Genomic DNA, 20,409 nt, shown 5'->3' on the forward strand with positions numbered 1-20,409 from the left:
AAACGTAGTCTTTGCCCATCGAACGCCATTCAGGTGTTCCAGACGGAGACTCAGCATGAACATCAGCCAAACCCTGCCTTCCACACTCACCGACAAAACCGTGGTCATTTTCGGCGGCACCTCCGGCATCGGCCTGGCCGCTGCGGTGCAAGCGAAAGCCGCTGGCGCCAAGGTCATCGTCATCGGCTCGAACGCTGCACGTGCCGAGCAGGCCGCCAGCGAGCACGGGCTCGATGGCTGGCGCGCGGCCGACGTGACCGATAGCCAGGCTCTCGATACTGCACTGGCCGATATCCTTCAGGTCGATCACCTCGTTCTGCTCGCCGGCACGTTTGTCGCTGGCACCGTGCGCGCGGCTGATCTCGATTATCTGCACCGCGCGTTCGACGAACGCATCTGGGCATCGATCAATGCGATTCGGGTCCTTGGCGACAGGCTGGCAAAAGACGGCTCGATCACGTTTATCTCCGGTTCTCTCGCTGATCGCCCGAATGCCTACGGCACCGCCGTACTCGCCGCCGCCTCGGCAGCCATGGAAGCACTGGCTCGCGGTCTGGCCCTTGAGTTGGCACCGGTGCGAGTCAACACGCTTTCGCCCGGCCCGATCAACACCCCGATTCTGGGCAAGGCACTGGGCGAGGGGCGGGATGCATTTGTCGCTTCTCTTGAGCGGGTGCTGCCCCTGCATCGCCTCGGCACAGCTGCAGAAGCGGGCGCGGCAGTGGTTTTCCTGATGAGCAACACCTTCATGAACGGCGCCGTGCTCAACATCGACGGCGGCGCACGCCTGGTTTGATCCTGCCCACCTTTTTGAGAGCCTGAACATGACATCGTTATTTGATTCCGTGCGCCTCGGCGCGCTCGATTTGCCCAACCGCATCCTGATGGCACCGATGACCCGCGCGCGCGGCACTCGCGAGCACGTCCCGACCGAGATGATGGTCGAGTATTACCGCCAGCGCGCCAGTGCCGGCCTGATCATTTCCGAAGCGATCGGCATCAGCCAGCAAGGTCTGGGCTGGCCGTATGCGACAGGCATTTGGTCGGCCGAACAGGTCGCCGGCTGGCGCAAGGTCACCGATGCCGTGCATGGCGCTGGCGGCCGGATCATCGCGCAGCTCTGGCACATGGGCCGGGTCGTGCACCCGAGTTTCCTTGGCGGCGGCCAGCCAGTTTCCGCATCGGTCACCACCGCGCCGGGACAGGCGCATACGTACGCCGGCAAGCAGCCGTATACACCGGCGCGTGCGTTGCCGCTGGAAGAAATTCCCGCACTGCTGGAAGACTTTCGTCAGGCCACTCGCAACGCAATCGAGGCGGGTTTCGATGGCGTGCAGATCCACGCCGCCAACGGCTATCTGCTCGACCAGTTCCTGCGCGACAGCGACAATTTTCGCACCGATGCGTACGGCGGCTCGATCAACAACCGTATCCGCTTGCTCAAGGAAGTGACCGAGGCGGTGGCCGAAGTCATCGGCGCCGACCGCACTGGCGTGCGCTTGACTCCAAGCAGCTACGAGCAGGGCATCCGCGACAGCGATCCCGAAGCGCTGTTCATCCGCGCCGCCGAAGTGCTGTCAGCGATTGGCATCGCTCATCTGGAAGTCCGCGAACCACCGCTGGACGGCACCTTCGGCAAGTCCGAACGCCCGCCACTGGCCGGGATGATTCGCGACGTGTTCAAAGGCGTGCTGATCCTCAATTCGGACTACGGTTTCGCCAGGGCACAAGCGCAACTGGATGCCGGGCTCGCCGATGCGATTGCGTTTGGACGGCCGTTTATAGCCAATCCGGATCTGCCGCTGAGATTCGCTCGGCAGTTGCCATTGGCGGAAAGCGAAATGAGCACTTGGTTCAGCCAGGGTTGGGAAGGGTATGGGGATTATCCGGCGGTGGATGGCGTTTGAATGTAGCGTCGGTGCCAGCCGCCGTGGCAGTGGATGCCCTGACGGGCTGGCCAGAACCCGGAAAAGCACGCTTAAGCCAGTCGCAAGAGACGGTTCACGCCGTTGATAGGAAAAAGTGAGGCCTGTGATCAGGCCTCATTTGCGTTTTACCAACTCACCTGCAACGTTTCAACGCCGCGCCGTGCGCGTGCTCACATCCACCCAGACCGCCAGCACCAGAATGCTGCCCTTGACGATCATCTGCCAGTAACTGTCGACGTCGAGCATCGACATGCCGTTATCCAGGCTGGTGATCACCAGTGCGCCGAGGAGGGCGCCGTAGACGGTGCCGGAGCCGCCGCGCATGGAGGTGCCGCCGATGAAGCAGGCGGCGATGGCGTCGAGTTCGCCCATGCTGCCGGCGGACGGTGAGCCGGCGGCGAGGCGTGCGGTGTTGACCACGCCGGCGAGGGCGCACATCACGCCCATGATGCCGAAAATCCACAGCTTGACCGCTTGCACATTGATGCCCGACAGGCGCGTGGCTTCCATGTTGCTGCCGACCGAATAGACCCGGCGGCCGAATACGGTCTGGCTGGTGACGTAACTGAACACGCCGAGCAGAATCAGCAACAGCAGCACCGGCACGGGAATGCCGTCATAGCTGTTGAGGGTCTGAACAAAACCCGCCAGCACCGCGCCGATCACCAGCACGCGCACAACATCACGCACCAGCGAATGCGCCGCCAGGCCATGCAGGGCGCGATTGCGTCGTTGTTTCCAGGTCAGGAACACCGTCAGCACAAACAGCAGCACACCCAGGCCGGTGCCGATCGCGTGAGGCAGATATCCCTGGCCGACGTAGACCAGCTCCGGGGATACCGGGGCGATGGTGGTGCCGCCGGTGATCCCCAGCAAAATCCCGCGAAACGCCAACATGCCACCGAGGCCGACGATAAATGACGGTATGCGCAAGTACGCCGCCATGTAGCCGTTGGCGAGGCCGATCATCAGGCCGCACAGGGCGACCAGACTGAGATTCGCCAGCAGCGGAATGTGATAGACCACGTCGAGTATCGCCGCGAGGCCGCCGAGCAGGCCGAGCAATGAGCCCACCGACAAATCGATCTCGCCACTGATGATCACCAGCACCATGCCGCAGGCGAGGATTCCGGTGATCGACATCTGCCGCAGCAGGTTGGAAAGATTGCGCGGGGTGAGGAAACCGCCTTCGGTCTGCCAGCTGAAGAACAGCCAGATCAGCACCACGGCAAATACCAGCGCGAGCATCTTGTAGCGGGTGAACAGTTGTTTGACCTGATTCATTTACGCGGTTTTCCGATCATTATTGTTATGGCTGCCCGGCTGGCTGAGGGCGGCGGCGAGTACCTGTTCCTGGGTCAGCTCATGGTTGACGAAGTCACCACGCAACTGGCCTTCGCCGATCACCAGCACGCGGTCGGAGACGCCGAGCACTTCGGCCAGTTCCGACGAAACCATGATGATCGACACGCCTTCGGCGGCCAGCGCGCCCATCAATTTGTAGATCTCGTACTTGGCGCCGACGTCCACGCCTCGGGTCGGCTCGTCGAGAATCAGCACGCGCGGTTTCGCCAAGAGCATCTTGGCGAGTACGGCTTTCTGCTGATTGCCGCCAGACAGGCTGGTGATCGGCAGGGACGGACTTGCGGTCTTGAGATGCAGACGGGAGATTTCCCGGTCGATGCAGCCCAGCTCGGCTTCGGCATCGATGCGGGTCATTTTCGAATAGCTCTCGAGCACGGCGAGGGTGATGTTCTGACCGACACCGAGATCCGGAATGATGCCCTGGCGCTTGCGATCTTCGGGCACCAGGCACAGGCCGGCGCGGATCGCTTTCAGCGGCGTGCGCGTGTCGATTGGCTGGCCGTCCAGCCAGACTTCGCCCTCGTGGCGGCCGGGGTAAGCGCCGAACAGTGCGGTGACCAGCTCGGTGCGGCCGGCCCCGACCAGCCCGGCAATGCCGAGAATCTCGCCGCGCTTGAGGCTGAAGGAGATGTCGTCGACCCGTTTGCGTTTGGGGTTGTCGACGTCGTAGCAAGTCATGTGGCGCGCCTCGAAAATCACCTCGCCAATCTCATGCGGCTCGCTTGGGTAGAGGTTGCTCATTTCGCGGCCGACCATCTGCGTGATGATCTGTGGAATGTCCATGTCGGCCATGGCGGTGGTGGCGATGTGTTTGCCGTCGCGGATCACCGAAATGGTGTCGCATACGGCGGCGACTTCATCGAGCTTGTGCGAGATGTAGACGCAGGCGACGCCCTTGGCCTTGAGGTCGCGGATGATGTCCAGCAGCACTTCGATTTCCGAGCGGCTCAGGGCTGAGGAGGGTTCGTCGAGAATCAGCAGGCGCGCCTGTTTGTTCAGGGCCTTGGCGATTTCCACCAGTTGCTGATAGCCGCCGCCGTACTGCGAAACCGGCAGCGAAACATTCATGTCCGGCACCTTCAATTCACGCATCAAGGCTTCGGCGCGGTGGATCATCGCCGGGTAGTTCATGCGTCCGCCGGGCAGCGTCAGCTCATGGCCCATGAAGATGTTTTCGGCGACCGACAGGTCGGGAACCAACGTCAATTCCTGATGGATGATGACGATGCCGGCGGCCTCGGTTTCGCTGATCGATTGCGCCCGGAGCGGTTGCCCGTCCCAGAGGATTTCACCGTCCCAGGTGCCATGGGGATAGACCGCCGAGAGGATCTTCATCAGCGTCGACTTGCCGGCACCATTCTCGCCACACAGGCCCACGCATTCACCGGGCCGGACCTTGATGTCGATGCCGTTGAGCGCTTTGACACCGCCGAAGGTTTTGACGATGCCGTTCATTTGCAGCAGATAGTCGGACATGGAAAAGGCTCGTATACCAGGGACTCAAACACCACTGAACCTGTGTGGGAGCGAGCCTGCTCGCGAAGGGGCCTTTTCAGCCAGAGCTGTACTGACTGACACTCCGCTTTCGCGAGCAGGCTCGCTCCCACAGGTCTGATCAAGATTTACGACCGGATCACTGCCCGGCAATCTGCGCCTTGGTGTAGAAACCATCCTGTTCGAGCAAGTCGATGTTGTCCTTGGTCAACGGCGTTGGCGTGAGCAGGATGGTGTCGACTTTCTTGCTGCCGTTGTCGTACTGCGAGGTGTAGGCCGGTTTTTCGTTGCGTGCCAGTTGCACCGAGAGCTTGGCCGCTTCGGAGGCGATGAGTTTCAGCGGTTTGTACACGGTCATGGTTTGCGTGCCGGCGATTACGCGTTTGACCGCTGCGAGGTCAGCGTCCTGACCGGAAATCGGCACCTTGCCGGCCAGTTGCTGCGCGGCCAATGCCTGGATGGCGCCGCCAGCGGTGGCGTCGTTGGAGGCGACGATGCCGTCGATTTTATTGTTGTTACGGGTCAGGGCGTTTTCGACGATGCTCAGCGCTTCGGTCGGGTTCCATTCCTTGACCCACTGCTGGCCGACGATCTTGATATCGCCCTTGTCGATGGCGGGTTGCAGCACCTTCATCTGGCCTTCACGGAGGATCTTGGCGTTGTTGTCGGTGGGCGCGCCACCCAGCAAGAAGTAATTGCCCTTGGGCGCCGCTTTCAGCACGCCGCCGGCCTGCATCTCGCCGACCTTTTCGTTATCGAAGGAAATGTAGGCGTCGACATCGGCGTTGAGAATCAGCCGGTCGTAAGACACCACTTTGATTCCGGCTTTCTTCGCCTCGGCCACGGCGTTGGTCAGCACTGTCGCGTTGAATGGCACGATGACGATCACATCGACGCCGCGAGAGATAAGGTTTTCGATCTGCGAAATCTGCTTCTGCTCGTTGGCGTCCGCCGATTGCACGAAGACTTTGGCGTCCATTTTTTCCGCCGCCGCGACAAAGTAATCGCGATCGCGCGACCAGCGTTCCAGACGCAGGTCATCAATGGAAAAGCCGATTTTCGGGTGGGTGGCGTCGGCCATTACCGGCAGGGCCAACAACGCCAGGGCACTGGCCAACAGCGTACGTTTCAAGTTCTTCATGGTGGTGCGTCCTTTTATTTTTGTTGGAAAGACACGGCCTGACGATGAATCGGGCTGGGTAGAACTGTAGAGAATCTGCCGACGCAGCAGGTACAGAATTGTCGTGCAATTGTCACAGCGTCGTTGCGTCGGCAGCCTCCCTTGGCGATCAGCGATACAGGTAACGGTTGACGATGTTTTCGAGCATTTCCTGGCGGCCGCTGACGGCTTGCGGGTTCAGCTCGTTGGTGAACGCGTGCTCGGCCAGAGACTCAAGATTGAAGTCGCCCGCCATCACCGCTTGCCCGAACGGCTGACGCCAGCCGGCGTAGCGTTGATCCTTGAGCACTTGCAATTGATCGTTCTCAACCATCGCAGCGGCGCGTTCCAGCGACAGGGCGAGGACGTCCATGGCGCCAACATGACCGTGGAACAGGTCGATCTCGTCGAGGCTCTGCCGGCGCACCTTGGAGTCGAAATTGAAGCCGCCATTCTTGAAACCGCCGGCCTTGAGGATTTCATAGGTCGCCAAGGTCATTTCTTCGACGCTGTTGGGGAACTGGTCGGTGTCCCAGCCGTTCTGCGGATCGCCACGGTTGGCGTCGATGCTGCCGAAAATCCCCAGCGAGGCAGCCGTGGCAATTTCGTGATGAAAGCTGTGGCCGGCCAGGGTCGCGTGGTTGGCCTCGATGTTGACCTTGATTTCCTTCTCCAGACCGTACTGCTGGAGGAAGCCGAACACCGTGGCGCTGTCGTAATCGTATTGGTGCTTGGTCGGCTCCTGCGGCTTGGGTTCGATCAGCAGGTCGCCGGTGAAACCGATCTTGTGCTTGTGCTCGACCACCATGCGCATGAAGCGCCCGAGTTGTTCGCGCTCACGTTTCAGATCGGTGTTGAGCAGGGTTTCGTAGCCTTCGCGACCGCCCCATAGCACGTAGTTGGAACCCTTGAGCCGATGGGTGGCGTTCATTGCGCTGAACACTTGCGCGGCGGCGCAGGCGAACACTTCCGGATCGGGATTGCTCGCCGCACCGGCGGCAAAACGCGGATTGCTGAAGCAGTTGGCGGTGCCCCAGAGCAACTTGATGCCGCTTTGTTCCTGATGCTGTTCGAGGCGGTCGACCATTTGCGCGAAGTGTTCGCGGTACTCCTTCAGCGAATTGCCTTCGGGGGCGACGTCCGTGTCGTGAAAGCAGTAGTAATCGATGCCCAGTTTGCTGAAGAACTCGAAGGCGGCTTGAGCCTTGCCGATAGCCAGTTGCATCGGCTCACCACTGCGTTGCCAGGGGCGTTTGAAGGTGCCGGCGCCGAACACATCGGAGCCCGGCCAGACGAAGGTGTGCCAGTAGCAGGCGGCCATGCGCAGGTGTTCGCGCATGGGTTTGCCGAGGATCAGTTTGTCGGCGTCGTAGTGGCGGAAAGCGAGGGGCGAATCACTGTTCGGGCCTTCGTAGCGAACCGGTTCGATATTGGGGAAATACTGCATGGACCTTGTCCTTGTTGTTCTTGGGTGTCTCGATACTAGCAACGCCCCCGTGCCCGCTGATTATGAAAAGCCTCAACCGTGAGTGCGATTTTGCGTATTGAGCTTCAGCGCGCGCAGGCCTAGTCTGTGTCCATCGTCGCCGTGACATGGCGCCCGGAACAAAAACAATTTGAGGCCGCTTTCGCGAGCAGGCTCGCTCCCACATTTGATTCGTGTCGTTCACAAAACCGTGTGGGAGCGAGCCTGCTCGCGAATGGCTTTACGCAAAATCCGGATACTGAATGAAGAGCCTACCGCCCGTGCACCGCATCGCCCTGTTGTTCAACGGCAGCAAGATCTACGACCGTGGAATCATCAGCGGCATCGGCAACTACCTGAGCAGCACCCGCGCTTCCTGGGACCTGTTTCTGGAAGAGGACTTTCTCTGCCGCTTGAAAGGCATCGAGCGCTGGCAGGGTGACGGCATCATTGCCGACTTCGACGATCCGCTGATTGGCGAGGCGCTGGCCGACATTCATTTGCCGGTGGTGGCGGTCGGCGGTTCTTACGAGGATGCGCGCGCCTATCCGAAAGCGATCCCCTACGTTGCCACTGATAACAACGCACTGATCACTCTGGCTTATTCGCATCTGGTCGAGGCGGGGTTGCAGCGCTTTGCCTGTTTCAGCCTGCCGGAAGCGCAGGCCAATCGCTGGGCGCAGGAGCGGGAAAAAGCTTTTCGCAAACTGATGCAGCGCGACGGCCTGCACGCCGAGATCTATCGCGGCATGGGCACCAGCGCACCGTTGTGGGACAGTGCCGTCGAGCAACTGATCGCCTGGCTGCACAGCCTGCCCAAACCGATCGGCATCATCGCCGTTAGCGACGCCCGCGCTCGGCAGTTGCTGCAAGCCTGCCTGACCGCCGGCATTGCCGTGCCCGAGCAGGTCGCGCTGATCGGCATCGACAACGACCCGCTGACCCGCAGCCTGACTCGCGTACCGCTGAGTTCGGTGATTCAGGGCACCGAAACCATGGGCCGCACCGCTGCGCAATTGCTGCACCAGATGCTCCACGGCATGCCGTCCACCGGCACGCAAATCCTGATTCCGCCTGATGCGGTCAATGTGCAGGTGTCGAGCCTGCACCAACCGCTGGGCAATTCGTACGTCATGCAAGCGCTGCTGTTCATCCGCCAATATGCCTGCCAGGGCATCAAGACCGCGCAAGTGGCGGCGTATGTCGGCGTGTCGCGCTCATCGCTCGAAGCGCATTTCCGCGCCGAGCGCGGTTGCAGCGTGCATGACGAAATTTTGCGTTTCAAACTGGCGGCGGCTACCAGCGGTTTGAAGCATACCGACGCTGCGATTGCCGACATTGCCCACGCGTGCGGCTTCAAATCGGCGCAGTACCTGCACACGGTGTTCCGTCGCGAGTTCGGCTGCACGCCCCGCGAGTATCAGCAGGGCGGGGCGTAGCGCTGCGCATGGCTCACGCCAGCGCAGCAGCATTGGCTCTGGAACGCCAGGCAAACGTCAGCACCATCAGCAACCCCAGACCGGCCATCGCCGCGCCGGCCAGGGAAATCGCCGGATAACCCAGCCCGGCATTGATCACCGCGCCACCCAGCGCCGCGCCGATCGCGTTGCCGAAATTGAAGGCGCCGATGTTCACCGCCGAAGCCAGATTCGGCGCGTCTTTGGCGGCTTCCATCACGCGCATTTGCAGCGGTGGCACTAGGGCGAAGCTGGCGATACCCCAGATCAGAATGGCCACGGCGGCCGGCAGCGGCCAGCGCATCAGCACCGTGAACGCCAGCAACACCACAATCAATGCGCTCAGCGACACGATCAGGGTGCGGTCAATCGAACGGTCGGCAGCCTTGCCACCCCACATGTTGCCCAGCGTCAAACCGACGCCGAACAGCACCAGCATGGCGGTGATGAACGCGGCGGAGGCATGGGTCTCGCTGCTGAGAATCGGCGCGATGTAAGTGAATACGGTGAACATCGCACTTGAGCCGACCACGGTCAGGGCCAGCGCGGCCAACACCGGACCTCTGCCCAATACCCGTATTTCTGCCAGCGCACCCGCGCCTTGCTCTGCTTTCAGATTGGGCAGGGCGAACCACAAGGCGATCATGGTCAGCACACCGAGGCCGGTAATGCCCCAGAACGCCGTGCGCCAGCCGAACAGCTCACCAAACCACGCTGCCAGCGGCACACCGCCAATGGTCGCCAGGGTCAGGCCCATGAACATCGCCGCGACTGCGCCGGCACGTTTTTCCGGCGCGACCACGCTGGCGGCCACCACCGAGCCAACCCCGAAGAATGCGCCGTGATTGAGCGAGGTGATCACCCGGGCGACCATCAGGCTGGAGTAATCGGTGGCAAGCGCCGACATCAGGTTACCCAGGGTGAAAATCGCCATCAGCCCGATCAGCAGATAGCGCCGGGGAATCTTGCCGGTGGTCAGGGTCATCAGCGGCGCGCCGAGCAGCACGCCCAAGGCGTAGGCACTGACCAGCAACCCCGCAGCGGGAATGGAAACGCCGAGATCGGCGGCGATGCCGGGCAACATGCCCATCGGCGCGAACTCGGTGACGCCGATGCCAAAGGCGCCGACAGCGAGTGCAACAAGTGGTGGATTGATACGCATGGAAAGTCTCCTCATCTATGCCGCCAATGCTACGATCCATGGTTTTCCGGCGGTAGATGGCGATTTTGGCAATCACCTTTGCGTAAGAGGCACGAATGGACTTCAACGGCAGATCAGGGGAAATGAGCGTGTTCGTCACCGTGGCGCAGGAGGGCAGCCTCTCAGCGGCTGCGCGTGCGCTGGGGCTGACGCCTTCGGCGGTCAGTCGGATCATCGCCCGCGCCGAACAGAGACTCGGCACTCGTCTGCTACTGCGCACCACCCGCGCACTCACTTTTACCGCCGAGGGCGAGGCCTTTCTGCGCGGTGCCCGGCGGATTCTCGCCGACATGGACGAAGTGGAAGGGGCCATCACCGATCAAGGCGTACCCAAGGGCCGCTTGCGCGTCAGTGCCGCCCTTGGCCATGGACGGCTGACCATTGTGCCGTTGGTCGCAGCCTTCACCGCCCGCTACCCGAACATCGTCGTCGACCTCAGCCTCGGCGACGAAGTCGTTGACATCCTCGCCGGCCAGGCGGATGTCGCCATACGCTTCGGCCATCTGCCCGACAGCCCGTTGACCGCACGCCGGCTCGGCCACACCGGCCAGGTGGTCGTGGCATCGCCCGACTATCTGGAACGTCATGGCACGCCTCAGCAACCCGAAGACCTGCTCAAGCACAACTGCCTGCGCTTCAACTTCCGCCGCGCCGAAGCCAACTGGCCGTTTATCCGCGACGGCAAGGAGTTCTCGCTGAAAGTCAGCGGCAACATCGAATGTAGCAGCGGCGAAGCACTGGCCCAGTTCGCCAGACTCGGCGCCGGAATTGCGCGGATTGGCGAGTTCACCGTCAGGGAAGACTTGCAGCGCGGCGCGCTGATCCCGCTGCTGCAAGCGTTTAACCCGGGCGATGAGGAACCGATTCATGCGGTGTTCGTCGGCGGCGCGGCGATGCCGGTGCGGGTGCGCTTGTTTGTGGATTTTTTGCTGGAGCAGCATCGGATGTAGACGTGCTGTGCGGATTCTGCGGGTCGTCCATGACCCGCAGACTGGCGGCTAAATGGTCGGGATGGTGCCGCCGTCGATCACAAATTCACTCCCGGTGATCGACGCTGCTCGCGGCGATGCCAGGAACCCGATCAGCTCAGCCACTTCAACTGGCGTCGACGGGCGGCCGAGCGGGATACCGCCCAGGGCCTGCATGATGATGTCCTTGCCACCTTGATAGTCAGTGCCTGCCTCCTGCGCGAGTCGCTCGGCGAATGCCACCGACGCTTCGGTTTCAACCCAGCCCGGCGATACCCGCACGACGCGAACCCCCTTGGGTGACACTTCTTTCGACAGGCTTTTGCTGTAGGTCGACAGCGCAGCCTTGGCCGCCGCGTACGCCGTCGTTGATTCCGGCAGTGGCAGCCTACTCTGGATGGATGTGACATGGATCACCACGCCATTACGACGCTCGAGCATGCCCGGCAGCAGGGCGCGATCAAGGCGCACCGCCGGCAGCAGATTCAGGTTGAGCTCGCGTTGCCACTGTTCCTCGTCCAGCGCCGCAAAACCACCACCGGGGGCCGACGAGCCACCCAGGACATGGATCACTATGTCGACGCCGCCCAGTTGCTGTTCGACCGCAGCGATGAGTGCGTCACAACCTTCCCGGGTCGAAAGATCAGCCGCGACCAGCAGTGCGCCCGGCATTTCGACGTCCACTTGCCGAGCCGAGGTGATGACCTTTGCGTCCTCGGCCAGGAACCACTCGACCACTGCTTTGCCGATTCCCTTGGTACCGCCGGTGACGAGCACCCGCTTGCCAGTCAATCCTGAATTCAGCATGGCGAGATCTCCAGCGCGAGGAATTGATGGATTGCGTCGGAGATTTTTTTCTCGTCGGTGACCGTGAGATACGTTTGCACGACGTTGGAAAGTTGAAGGTTCATTGCCTGACTCCTGATTGATGGTCTGGAGTCATCTTGCTGCGCCACAGATAGTTTGTTCAACTGGGACAAACCTTAATGACCTATCCCGAAAATGAGGACAATCCATGGCCCAGGATCGCTTAGCCCTTAATGAACTGGATGCCGTTATAGCGGTGGCACGCAGGGGGTCGTTCCGCCAGGCTGCCATTGATCTCGACGTTTCGACCACCGCGCTGAGCAACACCATTGCGCAACTCGAAGCGCGCCTCGAATCGCGCCTGTTCAACCGCACCACCCGCAGCGTCGCCATCACCGAAGCGGGCAGGGTGTTTCTCGAGCAAGTGGGGCCAGCCTTGCACGACTTGCGCGCGGCACTGGATGCAGTGCGATCGCAGAATGCCGGACCCTCGGGAACGCTGCGCATCAATGCCTTCGCCAGCGCTGCGCGTTCGGCGCTGCTGCCACTGGTGATCGAGTTTTTGCAGCAGCATCCGAAAGTCCACATTGACCTTGTGACCGAAGGGCGCCTGGTGGATATCGTGGCTGACGGCTTCGATTTCGGCGTGCGCTCGGCAGGCCTGGTGCCCAACGATGTGATTGTGGTGCCAGTCGGCCCGCCGCAACGTTACGCGGTGGTCGGTTCGCCGGGGTATTTTGCACAACACGGCAAACCGCGCTCGCCGTCCGATCTGCCCGGGCATCGATGCATCCGCGTACGACTGCCGAACGGGGCGATTTTCCCTTGGTATTTCGAGCGCGACGGCGAAGTCATTCGTCTGGATGTGAACGGGCCGCTGACCCTGGATGAATCGAGCGTGGTCAAGGTGGCGGTGCAGGCGGATATGGGGCTGGGCTTTTTCATGGAGCAGGACGTTCGTGACGAAATCCGCAGCGGCGAGTTCGTGCAGGTACTCAAGGACTGGACCCCGCCCCGAGACAGGTTGTGCCTGTACTACCCGAACCGCCGCAATCCCTCTGCGGCCGCCAGGGCATTCATTGAGTTGGCGCGCGCCAGTCAGGCTTGACCCGGCACGGTATTCAGGCGATCAAGCCCAGTGTCAGCCCCTTCAGAGTGGCGGCTGCACGGGTCGAGCATTGCAATTTGCGAAAGATGCTTTCCATGTGCGTGCGTACCGTGCTCGGACTGATATCCAACAGTAGCGCGACTTGTTTGTTGCTGGCGCCACGGCTGATCTCCAGAAGAATGCGGCACTCACGGGCTGTCAGCAGCGAAGGCTTGGGTTGCCGCAGGCGGCGCTCGCCACTGGCGGCGGCAATGACCGCTTCGCAGACATCGTGATCGAAAAGGCCACGACCAGCATCCTGTTTGAGTAGCGTGGCGGCTGCGGCTTCGTCGTGGGCTGCTCGCCATGGCCGGGCTTGCCTCAACGCTACCCAGGCGACCGAGGTGGCGAACAGCCGATGTTCGGCATTCAGTGCATCACCCGCCACGCCGCGAAAATAGCCGCTGCCATCGAGCCGTTCATACGCGTGGGTGGCTATTTCGGCGGGCGCGGCCAGTTCAGGAACCGGTCGGAGCGCATGTTGCGTCCAGTAAGGCACCAGCCGCACTCGCTCTGCCGCACCGTAGGGCAGCGACCCTGGGCTATTCCATAGGTGATTGGAAACGGCTGCGCGGCCGAGGCCGTAAATGAGTGCAGACTTGCCAATGTTTGCCAAAGCCGGCTCACCCAGCCCCCACAGGCGTGCCGCTTCCACGGCAACATGCGCGACCTGACGCGAATGCCCGGCCAGCCATGGCAGCTTCAAGTCAATGACGTCTCCGACCAAAGTCAGCGAGACACGACGCTGCTCAGGCGCGGGTTCAACTTTTGTGCAAAGCGTTTCCAGATCCGCCAGCCAGGCCTTGGCATTGGCCACCAGCAACGACACCAGCGACGCTGGATAGCGCCGATCCGACTGCTCGTTGATCCAGCGCAACGCCGCGTCCAGGCCGTGAGCGCGAGTGAGAATATCCAGATCACCGGCCATGACCACCTGATAGGCCACCTCCGGGATATGTTCATGCGCCACGCCGAGCGGTCGGCCAGTGCCGTCGTAGGTTTCGAACACCCGACACAGGCCCGCTTCGACGGCGGTTCCGAGCTGGAGGGTTTTGGCGATTGCACCGGACACTTCACAGTGCACGACGGCCAGCGGGGTTGCCTGATGCACCGCGTTCATCTGCTCATTGCCCAGGGTCAGATCGAGCATTGCGCGGCGACCATCGACGTCGTCACCCAGCAGGTCGGCAAAGCCTTCGGCGTTGGCCGTGCACCCAGACCAGCGCAGCAAGGCAATCTGCTCTGCAACCTGCAGATGCTCACCGTCGCCGTGGCATGCCTGCGCGAGCATCCGCGCCAAAGCGGCAACGCGCCGGGAGTGACCGAGCGGTTGCCCCATGCTGAGGTCACCGACCTGGGCGATGGTTGCCAGTGCGCCGTCCAGTGAGATGTCCAGTTGCAAGCCACTATCCATGAAAAATGCCCCGGGGTCGGATAATTGACCGATGCCCACATCGCAGGCCGGCCAGCACACTCTGAACTCCCGAACAGGAGCTCATCCAATGAAAACAATCAAATCGAAATTCGCCACCGTCGCCTTTGCCCTGGCCAGTACCTTCATGGCCGGCGCCAGCCACGCGCAGGATACAACGCCTTCGGTGGTGATCGTACACGGCGCCTTCGCCGACGGTTCCGACTGGGCCAAAGTGGTGCCACTGCTGCAAGCCAAAGGCGTGGCCGTTACCGTTGTGCAAAATCCGCTCACCTCGCTGGCCGATGACGTTGCCGCCACGCGCCGCGCGCTGAACAACCAGCAGGGCAAGGTGGTGCTGGTCGGTCACTCCTGGGGCGGCACGGTGATCACCGAAGCCGGCAACGAACAGAAAGTCAGCGCGCTGGTGTACGTCGCCGCCTTCGCGCCAGAGGCCGGGCAAACCAGCGGCGAGCAGGGTAAAGGCGCGCCGACGCCGCCGGGCATCAGTCAGATCAAGGCCGACGGTAACGGCTTCCTCTATCTCACCGCTGAAGGCATGGCCAAGGATTTCGCTCAGGATCTGCCGGCCGCGCAGACCGCCGTCATGACCGCCACACAGGGGCCGATCAAGGCCTCGGCTTTCGAAGATAAAACCACCGTTTCGGCCTGGAAAACCAAGCCGTCCTGGTACCTGCTCGCTACCGAAGACCGGATGATTCATCCCGACGTCCAGCGGTCTGCCGCCAAGCGCATCAGTGCGACCCTCGCCGAGGTGAAGTCCAGCCATGTCCCGCAGCAGTCGCAGCCGGCGCAAGTCGCGGCGGTGATTCTCAAAGCCGTGCACGGCGTTGCTGAGCAGTGATCGCGGCATCGAAGGTGAGCGGGCGTATGAATCCTCGGAGCGATCACGACTATGACTTCATTGTCTGTGGTGCCGGCACGTCGGGCTGCGTGGTCGCTGCGCGGCTTGCCGATCAGTCAGGCGCACGGGTTCTGCTGATTGAAGCCGGCGAAGGTTATTCGGGCCCCGAGGTGACCGAACCGGCGCAATGGCCGCTGAACCTGGGCTCCGCGCGCGACTGGGCATTCGAGGGGCAATCCGATCCACGCCTCAACGGTCGACGGCTCCCGCTGAGCATGGGCAAGGGGCTCGGTGGAGGTTCGAGCATCAACGTGATGGTCTGGTCGCGCGGCCATCGCGCCGATTGGGAGCATTTTGCTGCCGAGTCTGGCGACCCGGCCTGGGGCTACGCATCGGTTCTCGATTACTACCGCAGGATCGAAAACTGGCAAGGCAGCCCGGACGCCACTCGGCGTGGTTCAGGTGGGCCGGTACATGTCGAACAGCCGGCCACGCCTCAACCCCTTGCGTGGGCAACGCTGGAGGCGGCCAGCGATCTGGGCATCCCCCGATTCGACAGCCCCAATGGCGAGATGATGGAAGGCCCGGGCGGCGTCGCCATCACCGACTTGCGCATCAAACACGGCAAGCGTGAATCGGTTTATGACGCCTACATCCAGCCACGGTTGCACTGTCGCGACCTGACGGTGCTGACCGGAGCCTTAGTGACTCGCGTGTTGCTGGACGGCACCCGGGCCGTCGGTGTCGAAGTGTTGATCGCCGGCGAGCGGCGCTGCTTTCATGCCGCAGTTGAAGTCATCCTGTCCATGGGCGCGGTGCAATCACCGAAAGTGCTCATGCAGTCGGGCATCGGCCCGGCGGATGAACTGCGAAAACACGGCATCGCACCGGTCGTTCATCTACCCGGTGTGGGCGAGAATTTGCAGGATCATCTGGCGTTCGCTTGCACGTGGGAGTATCGACAACCCCAGGCCGTCGCTGGCAGCGGATGCGAAACCACCTTGTACTGGAAAAGCGACAGCCGCCTGGAAGCCCCGGACCTGTTGCAGTGCCAGTTGGCATTCGCGGTACCGTCTCCGCCTGAGGTCGCCATCGAGCCGCCGGAGCATGGCTGGACCATGTTCGCCGGGCTGGCCAGACCGGCCAGTCGCGGACGCTTGCGGTTGTCGGGTGCTGGGCCGCTGGATGCACCGATCATTGAGCCGAACTCCCTGAGCGAGCCCGAGGACATGGCCGCAGCCCATGCGTCGATCGAACTGTGCCGCGCACTCGGCAACAGCCAGGCCTTCAATGCGCTGATCAAGCGCGAAGTCGTGCCCGGTCCCAGAGAGCGTCGCGCTATGGAACAGTTCATCCGCAACTCGGCCGTGACCTATTGGCACCTGTCCTGCACGGCAAAAATGGGCCGCGATGCGCTGGCGGTGGTTGACCACCAATTACGCGTGTATGGCATTGACGGGCTGCGCGTTGCAGATGCCTCGATCATGCCGCGCATTACCGTTGGCAACACGATGGCGCCGTGTGTCGTTATTGGTGAGCGGGCGGCGGATATGCTTCTGGCTGCGTATGGGGTGACGATGGCGAACACCATGCCTTCAAGGTAATGGCCGTGCGGGCGGGGCGGCAAATCCCGGCCTGCCGTCCAGGTGGGACGATGAGTCGAGTCAGTCGATTCAATTCATCGGCACGGCGAACACGGCACTGGCGCGCGCGACCGTTCGCTCACCGACGTGCAGACTGACGCCAGCAAACGCCAGTTGGCGGCCCTTTCTGGAGTGCTCAAGACGCACTTCGAGCCACTCGTTGATTTGCACCGCGCCGAGATAATCCAGGGTCATGCTCGCGGTGATCAACGGCTGCGGCGGATCGCTGGAAAAGGCCATGGCGTAACCCATGCCCACGTCCGCTAGTGTCGCCAATACACCGCCATGCAAAGTGCCACGGCCGTTGGCGTGGCGGGAGTCGGTCAGTAAACCCAATTCCAAGTGCAGCCCCTGACCCCTGGCGTAGATCGGGCCGAGCAGATCAAGCAACGGACTGCTGCGGGTCAATGGAGTGAAACCTTCGGGAATGGCCGTGGTGTTCATGTTCCCATCCTGATGCAGGCGACTGACCTGCATGATTGGGCGAGGAAACGCAGGAGGGGGCAAGCACTATGCGAACGGGGAATTTGCTGCAATAAATGCGCGGAGCGTGGCACTGAAAATCAGTGCGACGACACAAACGGCGAAGCACTCGTCGGTGCCGGCAGCGCATAGGCCGTTTTCATCCACGCCACTTCCGCTAGCGGTGTGCGGCCGAAGAGGCGTTTGAAGTCGCGGCTGAATTGCGAGGCGCTTTCGTAACCGACCAGAAACGCAGATTTCGCCGCGGTCAGGTCGTTACGCAGCATCAGCAATCGCGCCTGGTGCAGCCGTGTCGACTTCAGATACTGCATCGGCGAGGAATCGGTAACCTTGCGAAAGTGCAGATGAAAATTCGGCACACTCATCTGCGCTTCCTCGGCCAGGGTTTCTACGTCGAGATGCTGGTGATAGCAACTGTGGATCTTGTGGATGGCGCGGGTCACTTTGCCGAACTGGCCTTGTTGGGCGATGGCGGCGCGCAGGGTGCCACCTTGTTCGCCGGTGAGGATACGGTAGTAAAGCTCGCGCAGCATCGCCGGGCCGAGGATTTGCGCGTCGGCATCGTTGCTCATCACTTCAAGAAAGCGCAGGGTCGATTGGCGTAGCGGTTCGTCGAGAGGCGAGGCGTACATGCCCATCGGCTGCGCTGTGGGGAAATCCCACAGCTCATCCACTTGCTGAATCAGCTCGCCAGCCAGGGCGAAATCCAGACGCACGTACACCGCGAGCATCGGCTCGGCTTCGCTGGCGCAGGTTTCCATGGTGAAGGGTACCGGCACCGACACCACCAGATAGTGCTGAGCGTCGTAGACGTAGATTTCATCGCCTAGATAGCCGCGTTTGCGCCCCTGACAGAGGATCACGATGCCCGGTTCATACAGCACCGGCGTGCGGGTCAGCGGTCGGTTGGAACGCAGGAAACGTACATCGTCCAGCGGGCTCAGGTTGTAGCCCTCCAGCGGGGCGAGCTGGCTCATTAGCTGGACCATGCGCGCTGTGATTGGGTCTTTCGGTTTCGGCATGGGCTGTGGGTTTCCTTGTGAAAAGGCGCGTTTGAACCTGTCTGGCTGATTGGCGGGGTGTCAGACAGAGCCCTCACCCTAGCCCTCTCCCAGAGGGAGAGGGGACTGACCGTGGTGTTAGATCGGGATCTGCCGACCTGAAATATCGCGCCGAATGCTGACCGCGCTGTTCTAGCGTAATAAGCCCTGCGGAAATCTTCGAGGCAGGCTCAGGAGTGGAATCTACCCGCGATCGGCTCCCTCTCCCAGAGGTAGAGGGGACTGACCGTGGTGTTTGATCGGGATCTGCCGACCTGAAATATCGCGCCGAATGCTGACCGCGCTGTTCTAGCGCAATAAGCCCTGCGGAAATCTTCGAGGCAGGCTCAGGAGTTGAATCCACCCGCGATCGGCTCCCTCTCCCAGAGGGAGAGGGGACTGACCGTGGTGTTTGATCGGGATCTGCCGACCTGAAATATCGCGCCGAATGCTGACCGCGCTGTTCTAGCGTAATAAGCCCTGCGGAAATCTTCGAGGCAGGCTCAGGAGTTGAATCCACCCGCGATCGGCGCCCTCTCCCTCCGGGAGAGGGCTGGGGTGAGGGTGCTTTTGATCTTTCAGCCATCCGTCGAACGACTAAGCGCTGCCCATTGCTCAATACTCTCCGCCGTCTGCTGCAACTTGTCACGCACCAGCGCCAGCGCATCACTGCCCAATAGCAGGTGAGCCGGCGGATCTGGACTGTCGATGATGGTCAGCATGGCCCGTGCAGCTTTCAGCGGATCGCCCAGCTGCTGGCCGCTTTTCTCCTCCCGGGCCTTGCGCACCGGATCGAAGCTTGCGTCGTAGTCACTGATGCTACGCGGCGTGCGTTGCATCGAGCGGCCTGCCCAGTCGGTGCGAAATGACCCCGGCGCCACAGCGGTGACAAAAATATTGAAGGATGCAAGCTCCTTGCTCAAGGTGTCGGAGATGCCCTCAAGCGCAAACTTGCTGCCGCAGTAATACGCGATCCCGGGCATGGTGATATGGCCCCCCATCGACGTGATATTAAGAACATGCCCCGCGCGGCGCTGGCGAAAATACGGGACGAACGCCTTGGTCACCGCCACTGCGCCAAACACGTTGACGTCGAACTGGCGGCGCATTTCCTCCAGCGATGACTCTTCAAAAATCCCCTCGTGGCCATAACCTGCGTTGTTGACCAGCACGTCCACCGGGCCGTGGCGATCCTCCACTGCCGCAACCACCCCATCGATGGCATCGAAATCGGTAACGTCCAGCACCACCCCATGAGCGCGTTCGGGCGACAGCGCTTCGAAGGCTGCCAGCGCTGATTCGCTGCGCACTGTGCCGATGATCTTATGGCCTTGGGCAAGTGCTTCCTTGGCCAGCGCTTGGCCAAAGCCGCTGCTGACACCGGTGATGAAAAGGGTCTTCATGGATCTGTACTCCAGCAGGCAATTGGAGAGGCCATGCTAGGGCGGATAACGCTGGCGGACGATGCCGAATCGGATCGGAGTATTGCCTGTTCCTATCAATAGGGTTTTCGATCAGGTCTTGCCTCAAAAAACGGAAAAGTCCTGCAGGTTTCAAACCTGCAGGACTTTTCTTGTTTCAGCGACACGCGCTTATGCTGCGCGACGACCTAGGGTCCGGTCTGATCCATCAGCGGCGAGGGCCTGGCCCATTGAGGTGCGGTCTGAGCCGTCGGCAGCGATGGCCTGGCCTTGTGGGGTCTTGTCATAACCGTCTTCAACCAGGCCTTGTTCCTCGAGGCGGTTGCGGCCGTTTTCAGCCAGAGCCTGACCCTGCGGCGTACGTTCCGAGCCATCGGCAGCAACAGTCTGCTGTGGTTCGTTGACCTGGGTGAAGAAACGATCTTCCTGATTGCTCGGTACGGCGAATGCGCTGGCGCTGAGGGCGAAAGTGGCGACGGCGATCAGTTGGCTTACAGTTTTCATGGCGGTGACTCCGGTCAAGTTGAGATTGAGGTCCGGGTCGTTCAGATCCGT

Annotated in this window: 18 protein-coding genes; 7 read left to right on the forward strand and 11 right to left on the reverse strand. The window is 61.7% G+C overall.

Annotated features, from left to right (window positions below; translation table 11 throughout):
* Nucleotides 1-55: 55 nt before the first annotated feature.
* Both AB4N73_RS05840 and AB4N73_RS05845 read left to right on the forward strand, forming a co-directional pair.
* Nucleotides 56-796: an SDR family oxidoreductase gene (locus tag AB4N73_RS05840; protein ID WP_460143043.1), complete on the forward strand. Its 741-nt coding sequence runs from the start codon at nucleotides 56-58 to the stop codon at nucleotides 794-796.
* A 28-nt stretch (nucleotides 797-824) separates the two neighbouring features.
* Nucleotides 825-1,907, forward strand: a complete 1,083-nt coding sequence (locus AB4N73_RS05845) for an alkene reductase (protein WP_150635635.1) — start codon at nucleotides 825-827, stop codon at nucleotides 1,905-1,907.
* Between the two features lie 168 nt (nucleotides 1,908-2,075).
* Here AB4N73_RS05845 and AB4N73_RS05850 read toward each other — a convergent pair whose 3' ends face one another.
* From AB4N73_RS05850 to xylA, 4 genes are all read right to left on the reverse strand, one after another.
* Nucleotides 2,076-3,212 carry a sugar ABC transporter permease gene (locus tag AB4N73_RS05850; protein WP_016774325.1) on the reverse strand — a complete coding sequence of 379 codons (1,137 nt, stop codon included), beginning with the start codon at nucleotides 3,210-3,212 and terminating at the stop codon, nucleotides 2,076-2,078.
* Nucleotides 3,213-4,769 (reverse strand): D-xylose ABC transporter ATP-binding protein, encoded by a 1,557-nt coding sequence (xylG, locus tag AB4N73_RS05855; protein ID WP_460143044.1) that lies wholly within the window; start codon nucleotides 4,767-4,769, stop codon nucleotides 3,213-3,215.
* 157 nt (nucleotides 4,770-4,926) lie between these two features.
* Complete coding sequence (gene xylF, locus AB4N73_RS05860) at nucleotides 4,927-5,928, reverse strand: D-xylose ABC transporter substrate-binding protein (protein ID WP_016774327.1); 1,002 nt, start codon at nucleotides 5,926-5,928, stop codon at nucleotides 4,927-4,929.
* 148 nt (nucleotides 5,929-6,076) lie between these two features.
* Nucleotides 6,077-7,393 carry a xylose isomerase gene (xylA, locus tag AB4N73_RS05865; RefSeq protein ID WP_460143045.1) on the reverse strand — a complete coding sequence of 439 codons (1,317 nt, stop codon included), beginning with the start codon at nucleotides 7,391-7,393 and terminating at the stop codon, nucleotides 6,077-6,079.
* A gap of 281 nt (nucleotides 7,394-7,674) precedes the next feature.
* On the opposite strand from xylA, the gene AB4N73_RS05870 reads away from it, so the two are divergent.
* Nucleotides 7,675-8,850, forward strand: coding sequence for a XylR family transcriptional regulator (locus AB4N73_RS05870; protein WP_460143046.1), 1,176 nt, complete (start codon nucleotides 7,675-7,677; stop codon nucleotides 8,848-8,850).
* 13 nt (nucleotides 8,851-8,863) lie between these two features.
* Here AB4N73_RS05870 and AB4N73_RS05875 read toward each other — a convergent pair whose 3' ends face one another.
* Nucleotides 8,864-10,030: an MFS transporter gene (locus AB4N73_RS05875; protein ID WP_252885808.1), complete on the reverse strand. Its 1,167-nt coding sequence runs from the start codon at nucleotides 10,028-10,030 to the stop codon at nucleotides 8,864-8,866.
* Between the two features lie 95 nt (nucleotides 10,031-10,125).
* On the opposite strand from AB4N73_RS05875, the gene AB4N73_RS05880 reads away from it, so the two are divergent.
* Nucleotides 10,126-11,019, forward strand: a complete 894-nt coding sequence (locus tag AB4N73_RS05880; RefSeq protein WP_150635633.1) for a LysR family transcriptional regulator — start codon at nucleotides 10,126-10,128, stop codon at nucleotides 11,017-11,019.
* 48 nt (nucleotides 11,020-11,067) lie between these two features.
* On the opposite strand, the gene AB4N73_RS05885 is transcribed toward AB4N73_RS05880, so the two are convergent.
* Nucleotides 11,068-11,844, reverse strand: coding sequence for an SDR family oxidoreductase (locus tag AB4N73_RS05885; RefSeq protein WP_460143047.1), 777 nt, complete (start codon nucleotides 11,842-11,844; stop codon nucleotides 11,068-11,070).
* 208 nt (nucleotides 11,845-12,052) lie between these two features.
* Between AB4N73_RS05885 and AB4N73_RS05890 the strand changes: the two genes are divergently transcribed.
* The gene (locus AB4N73_RS05890) at nucleotides 12,053-12,952 is read left to right on the forward strand and encodes a LysR family transcriptional regulator (RefSeq protein WP_076563309.1); all 900 of its coding nucleotides are present in this window, start codon (nucleotides 12,053-12,055) and stop codon (nucleotides 12,950-12,952) included.
* Nucleotides 12,953-12,965: 13 nt separating this feature from the next.
* Here the strand turns inward: AB4N73_RS05890 and AB4N73_RS05895 are convergent, their stop codons facing one another.
* Nucleotides 12,966-14,405: an HD domain-containing phosphohydrolase gene (locus AB4N73_RS05895; protein ID WP_460143048.1), complete on the reverse strand. Its 1,440-nt coding sequence runs from the start codon at nucleotides 14,403-14,405 to the stop codon at nucleotides 12,966-12,968.
* An 88-nt stretch (nucleotides 14,406-14,493) separates the two neighbouring features.
* Here AB4N73_RS05895 and AB4N73_RS05900 point away from each other — a divergent pair, with 88 nt between their 5' ends.
* Nucleotides 14,494-15,267: an alpha/beta fold hydrolase gene (locus AB4N73_RS05900; RefSeq protein ID WP_460143049.1), complete on the forward strand. Its 774-nt coding sequence runs from the start codon at nucleotides 14,494-14,496 to the stop codon at nucleotides 15,265-15,267.
* A 26-nt stretch (nucleotides 15,268-15,293) separates the two neighbouring features.
* Nucleotides 15,294-16,871: a GMC family oxidoreductase gene (locus tag AB4N73_RS05905; RefSeq protein WP_460143050.1), complete on the forward strand. Its 1,578-nt coding sequence runs from the start codon at nucleotides 15,294-15,296 to the stop codon at nucleotides 16,869-16,871.
* A 69-nt stretch (nucleotides 16,872-16,940) separates the two neighbouring features.
* Here AB4N73_RS05905 and AB4N73_RS05910 read toward each other — a convergent pair whose 3' ends face one another.
* From AB4N73_RS05910 to AB4N73_RS05925, 4 genes are all read right to left on the reverse strand, one after another.
* Entirely contained in the window at nucleotides 16,941-17,354 is a 414-nt protein-coding gene (locus tag AB4N73_RS05910; protein ID WP_041480531.1) for a PaaI family thioesterase, read from the reverse strand.
* A gap of 119 nt (nucleotides 17,355-17,473) precedes the next feature.
* Nucleotides 17,474-18,415 carry an AraC family transcriptional regulator gene (locus AB4N73_RS05915; RefSeq protein ID WP_056784919.1) on the reverse strand — a complete coding sequence of 314 codons (942 nt, stop codon included), beginning with the start codon at nucleotides 18,413-18,415 and terminating at the stop codon, nucleotides 17,474-17,476.
* A 596-nt stretch (nucleotides 18,416-19,011) separates the two neighbouring features.
* Nucleotides 19,012-19,836: an oxidoreductase gene (locus AB4N73_RS05920; RefSeq protein WP_460143051.1), complete on the reverse strand. Its 825-nt coding sequence runs from the start codon at nucleotides 19,834-19,836 to the stop codon at nucleotides 19,012-19,014.
* A 189-nt stretch (nucleotides 19,837-20,025) separates the two neighbouring features.
* The gene (locus tag AB4N73_RS05925; protein WP_150742660.1) at nucleotides 20,026-20,358 is read right to left on the reverse strand and encodes a hypothetical protein; all 333 of its coding nucleotides are present in this window, start codon (nucleotides 20,356-20,358) and stop codon (nucleotides 20,026-20,028) included.
* Nucleotides 20,359-20,409: the final 51 nt, after the last annotated feature.

This window comes from Pseudomonas sp. S3_B08 (assembly GCF_054667725.1).

Coding starts and splice junctions, on each gene's coding strand:
- AB4N73_RS05840 (WP_460143043.1), top strand. CDS start 56: ATGAACATCAGCCAAACCCTGCCTTCCACACTCACCGACAAAACCGTG.
- AB4N73_RS05845 (WP_150635635.1), top strand. CDS start 825: ATGACATCGTTATTTGATTCCGTGCGCCTCGGCGCGCTCGATTTGCCC.
- AB4N73_RS05850 (WP_016774325.1), bottom strand. CDS start 3,212: ATGAATCAGGTCAAACAACTGTTCACCCGCTACAAGATGCTCGCGCTG.
- xylG (WP_460143044.1), bottom strand. CDS start 4,769: ATGTCCGACTATCTGCTGCAAATGAACGGCATCGTCAAAACCTTCGGC.
- xylF (WP_016774327.1), bottom strand. CDS start 5,928: ATGAAGAACTTGAAACGTACGCTGTTGGCCAGTGCCCTGGCGTTGTTG.
- xylA (WP_460143045.1), bottom strand. CDS start 7,393: ATGCAGTATTTCCCCAATATCGAACCGGTTCGCTACGAAGGCCCGAAC.
- AB4N73_RS05870 (WP_460143046.1), top strand. CDS start 7,675: ATGAAGAGCCTACCGCCCGTGCACCGCATCGCCCTGTTGTTCAACGGC.
- AB4N73_RS05875 (WP_252885808.1), bottom strand. CDS start 10,030: ATGCGTATCAATCCACCACTTGTTGCACTCGCTGTCGGCGCCTTTGGC.
- AB4N73_RS05880 (WP_150635633.1), top strand. CDS start 10,126: ATGGACTTCAACGGCAGATCAGGGGAAATGAGCGTGTTCGTCACCGTG.
- AB4N73_RS05885 (WP_460143047.1), bottom strand. CDS start 11,844: ATGCTGAATTCAGGATTGACTGGCAAGCGGGTGCTCGTCACCGGCGGT.
- AB4N73_RS05890 (WP_076563309.1), top strand. CDS start 12,053: ATGGCCCAGGATCGCTTAGCCCTTAATGAACTGGATGCCGTTATAGCG.
- AB4N73_RS05895 (WP_460143048.1), bottom strand. CDS start 14,405: ATGGATAGTGGCTTGCAACTGGACATCTCACTGGACGGCGCACTGGCA.
- AB4N73_RS05900 (WP_460143049.1), top strand. CDS start 14,494: ATGAAAACAATCAAATCGAAATTCGCCACCGTCGCCTTTGCCCTGGCC.
- AB4N73_RS05905 (WP_460143050.1), top strand. CDS start 15,294: ATGAATCCTCGGAGCGATCACGACTATGACTTCATTGTCTGTGGTGCC.
- AB4N73_RS05910 (WP_041480531.1), bottom strand. CDS start 17,354: ATGAACACCACGGCCATTCCCGAAGGTTTCACTCCATTGACCCGCAGC.
- AB4N73_RS05915 (WP_056784919.1), bottom strand. CDS start 18,415: ATGCCGAAACCGAAAGACCCAATCACAGCGCGCATGGTCCAGCTAATG.
- AB4N73_RS05920 (WP_460143051.1), bottom strand. CDS start 19,836: ATGAAGACCCTTTTCATCACCGGTGTCAGCAGCGGCTTTGGCCAAGCG.
- AB4N73_RS05925 (WP_150742660.1), bottom strand. CDS start 20,358: ATGAAAACTGTAAGCCAACTGATCGCCGTCGCCACTTTCGCCCTCAGC.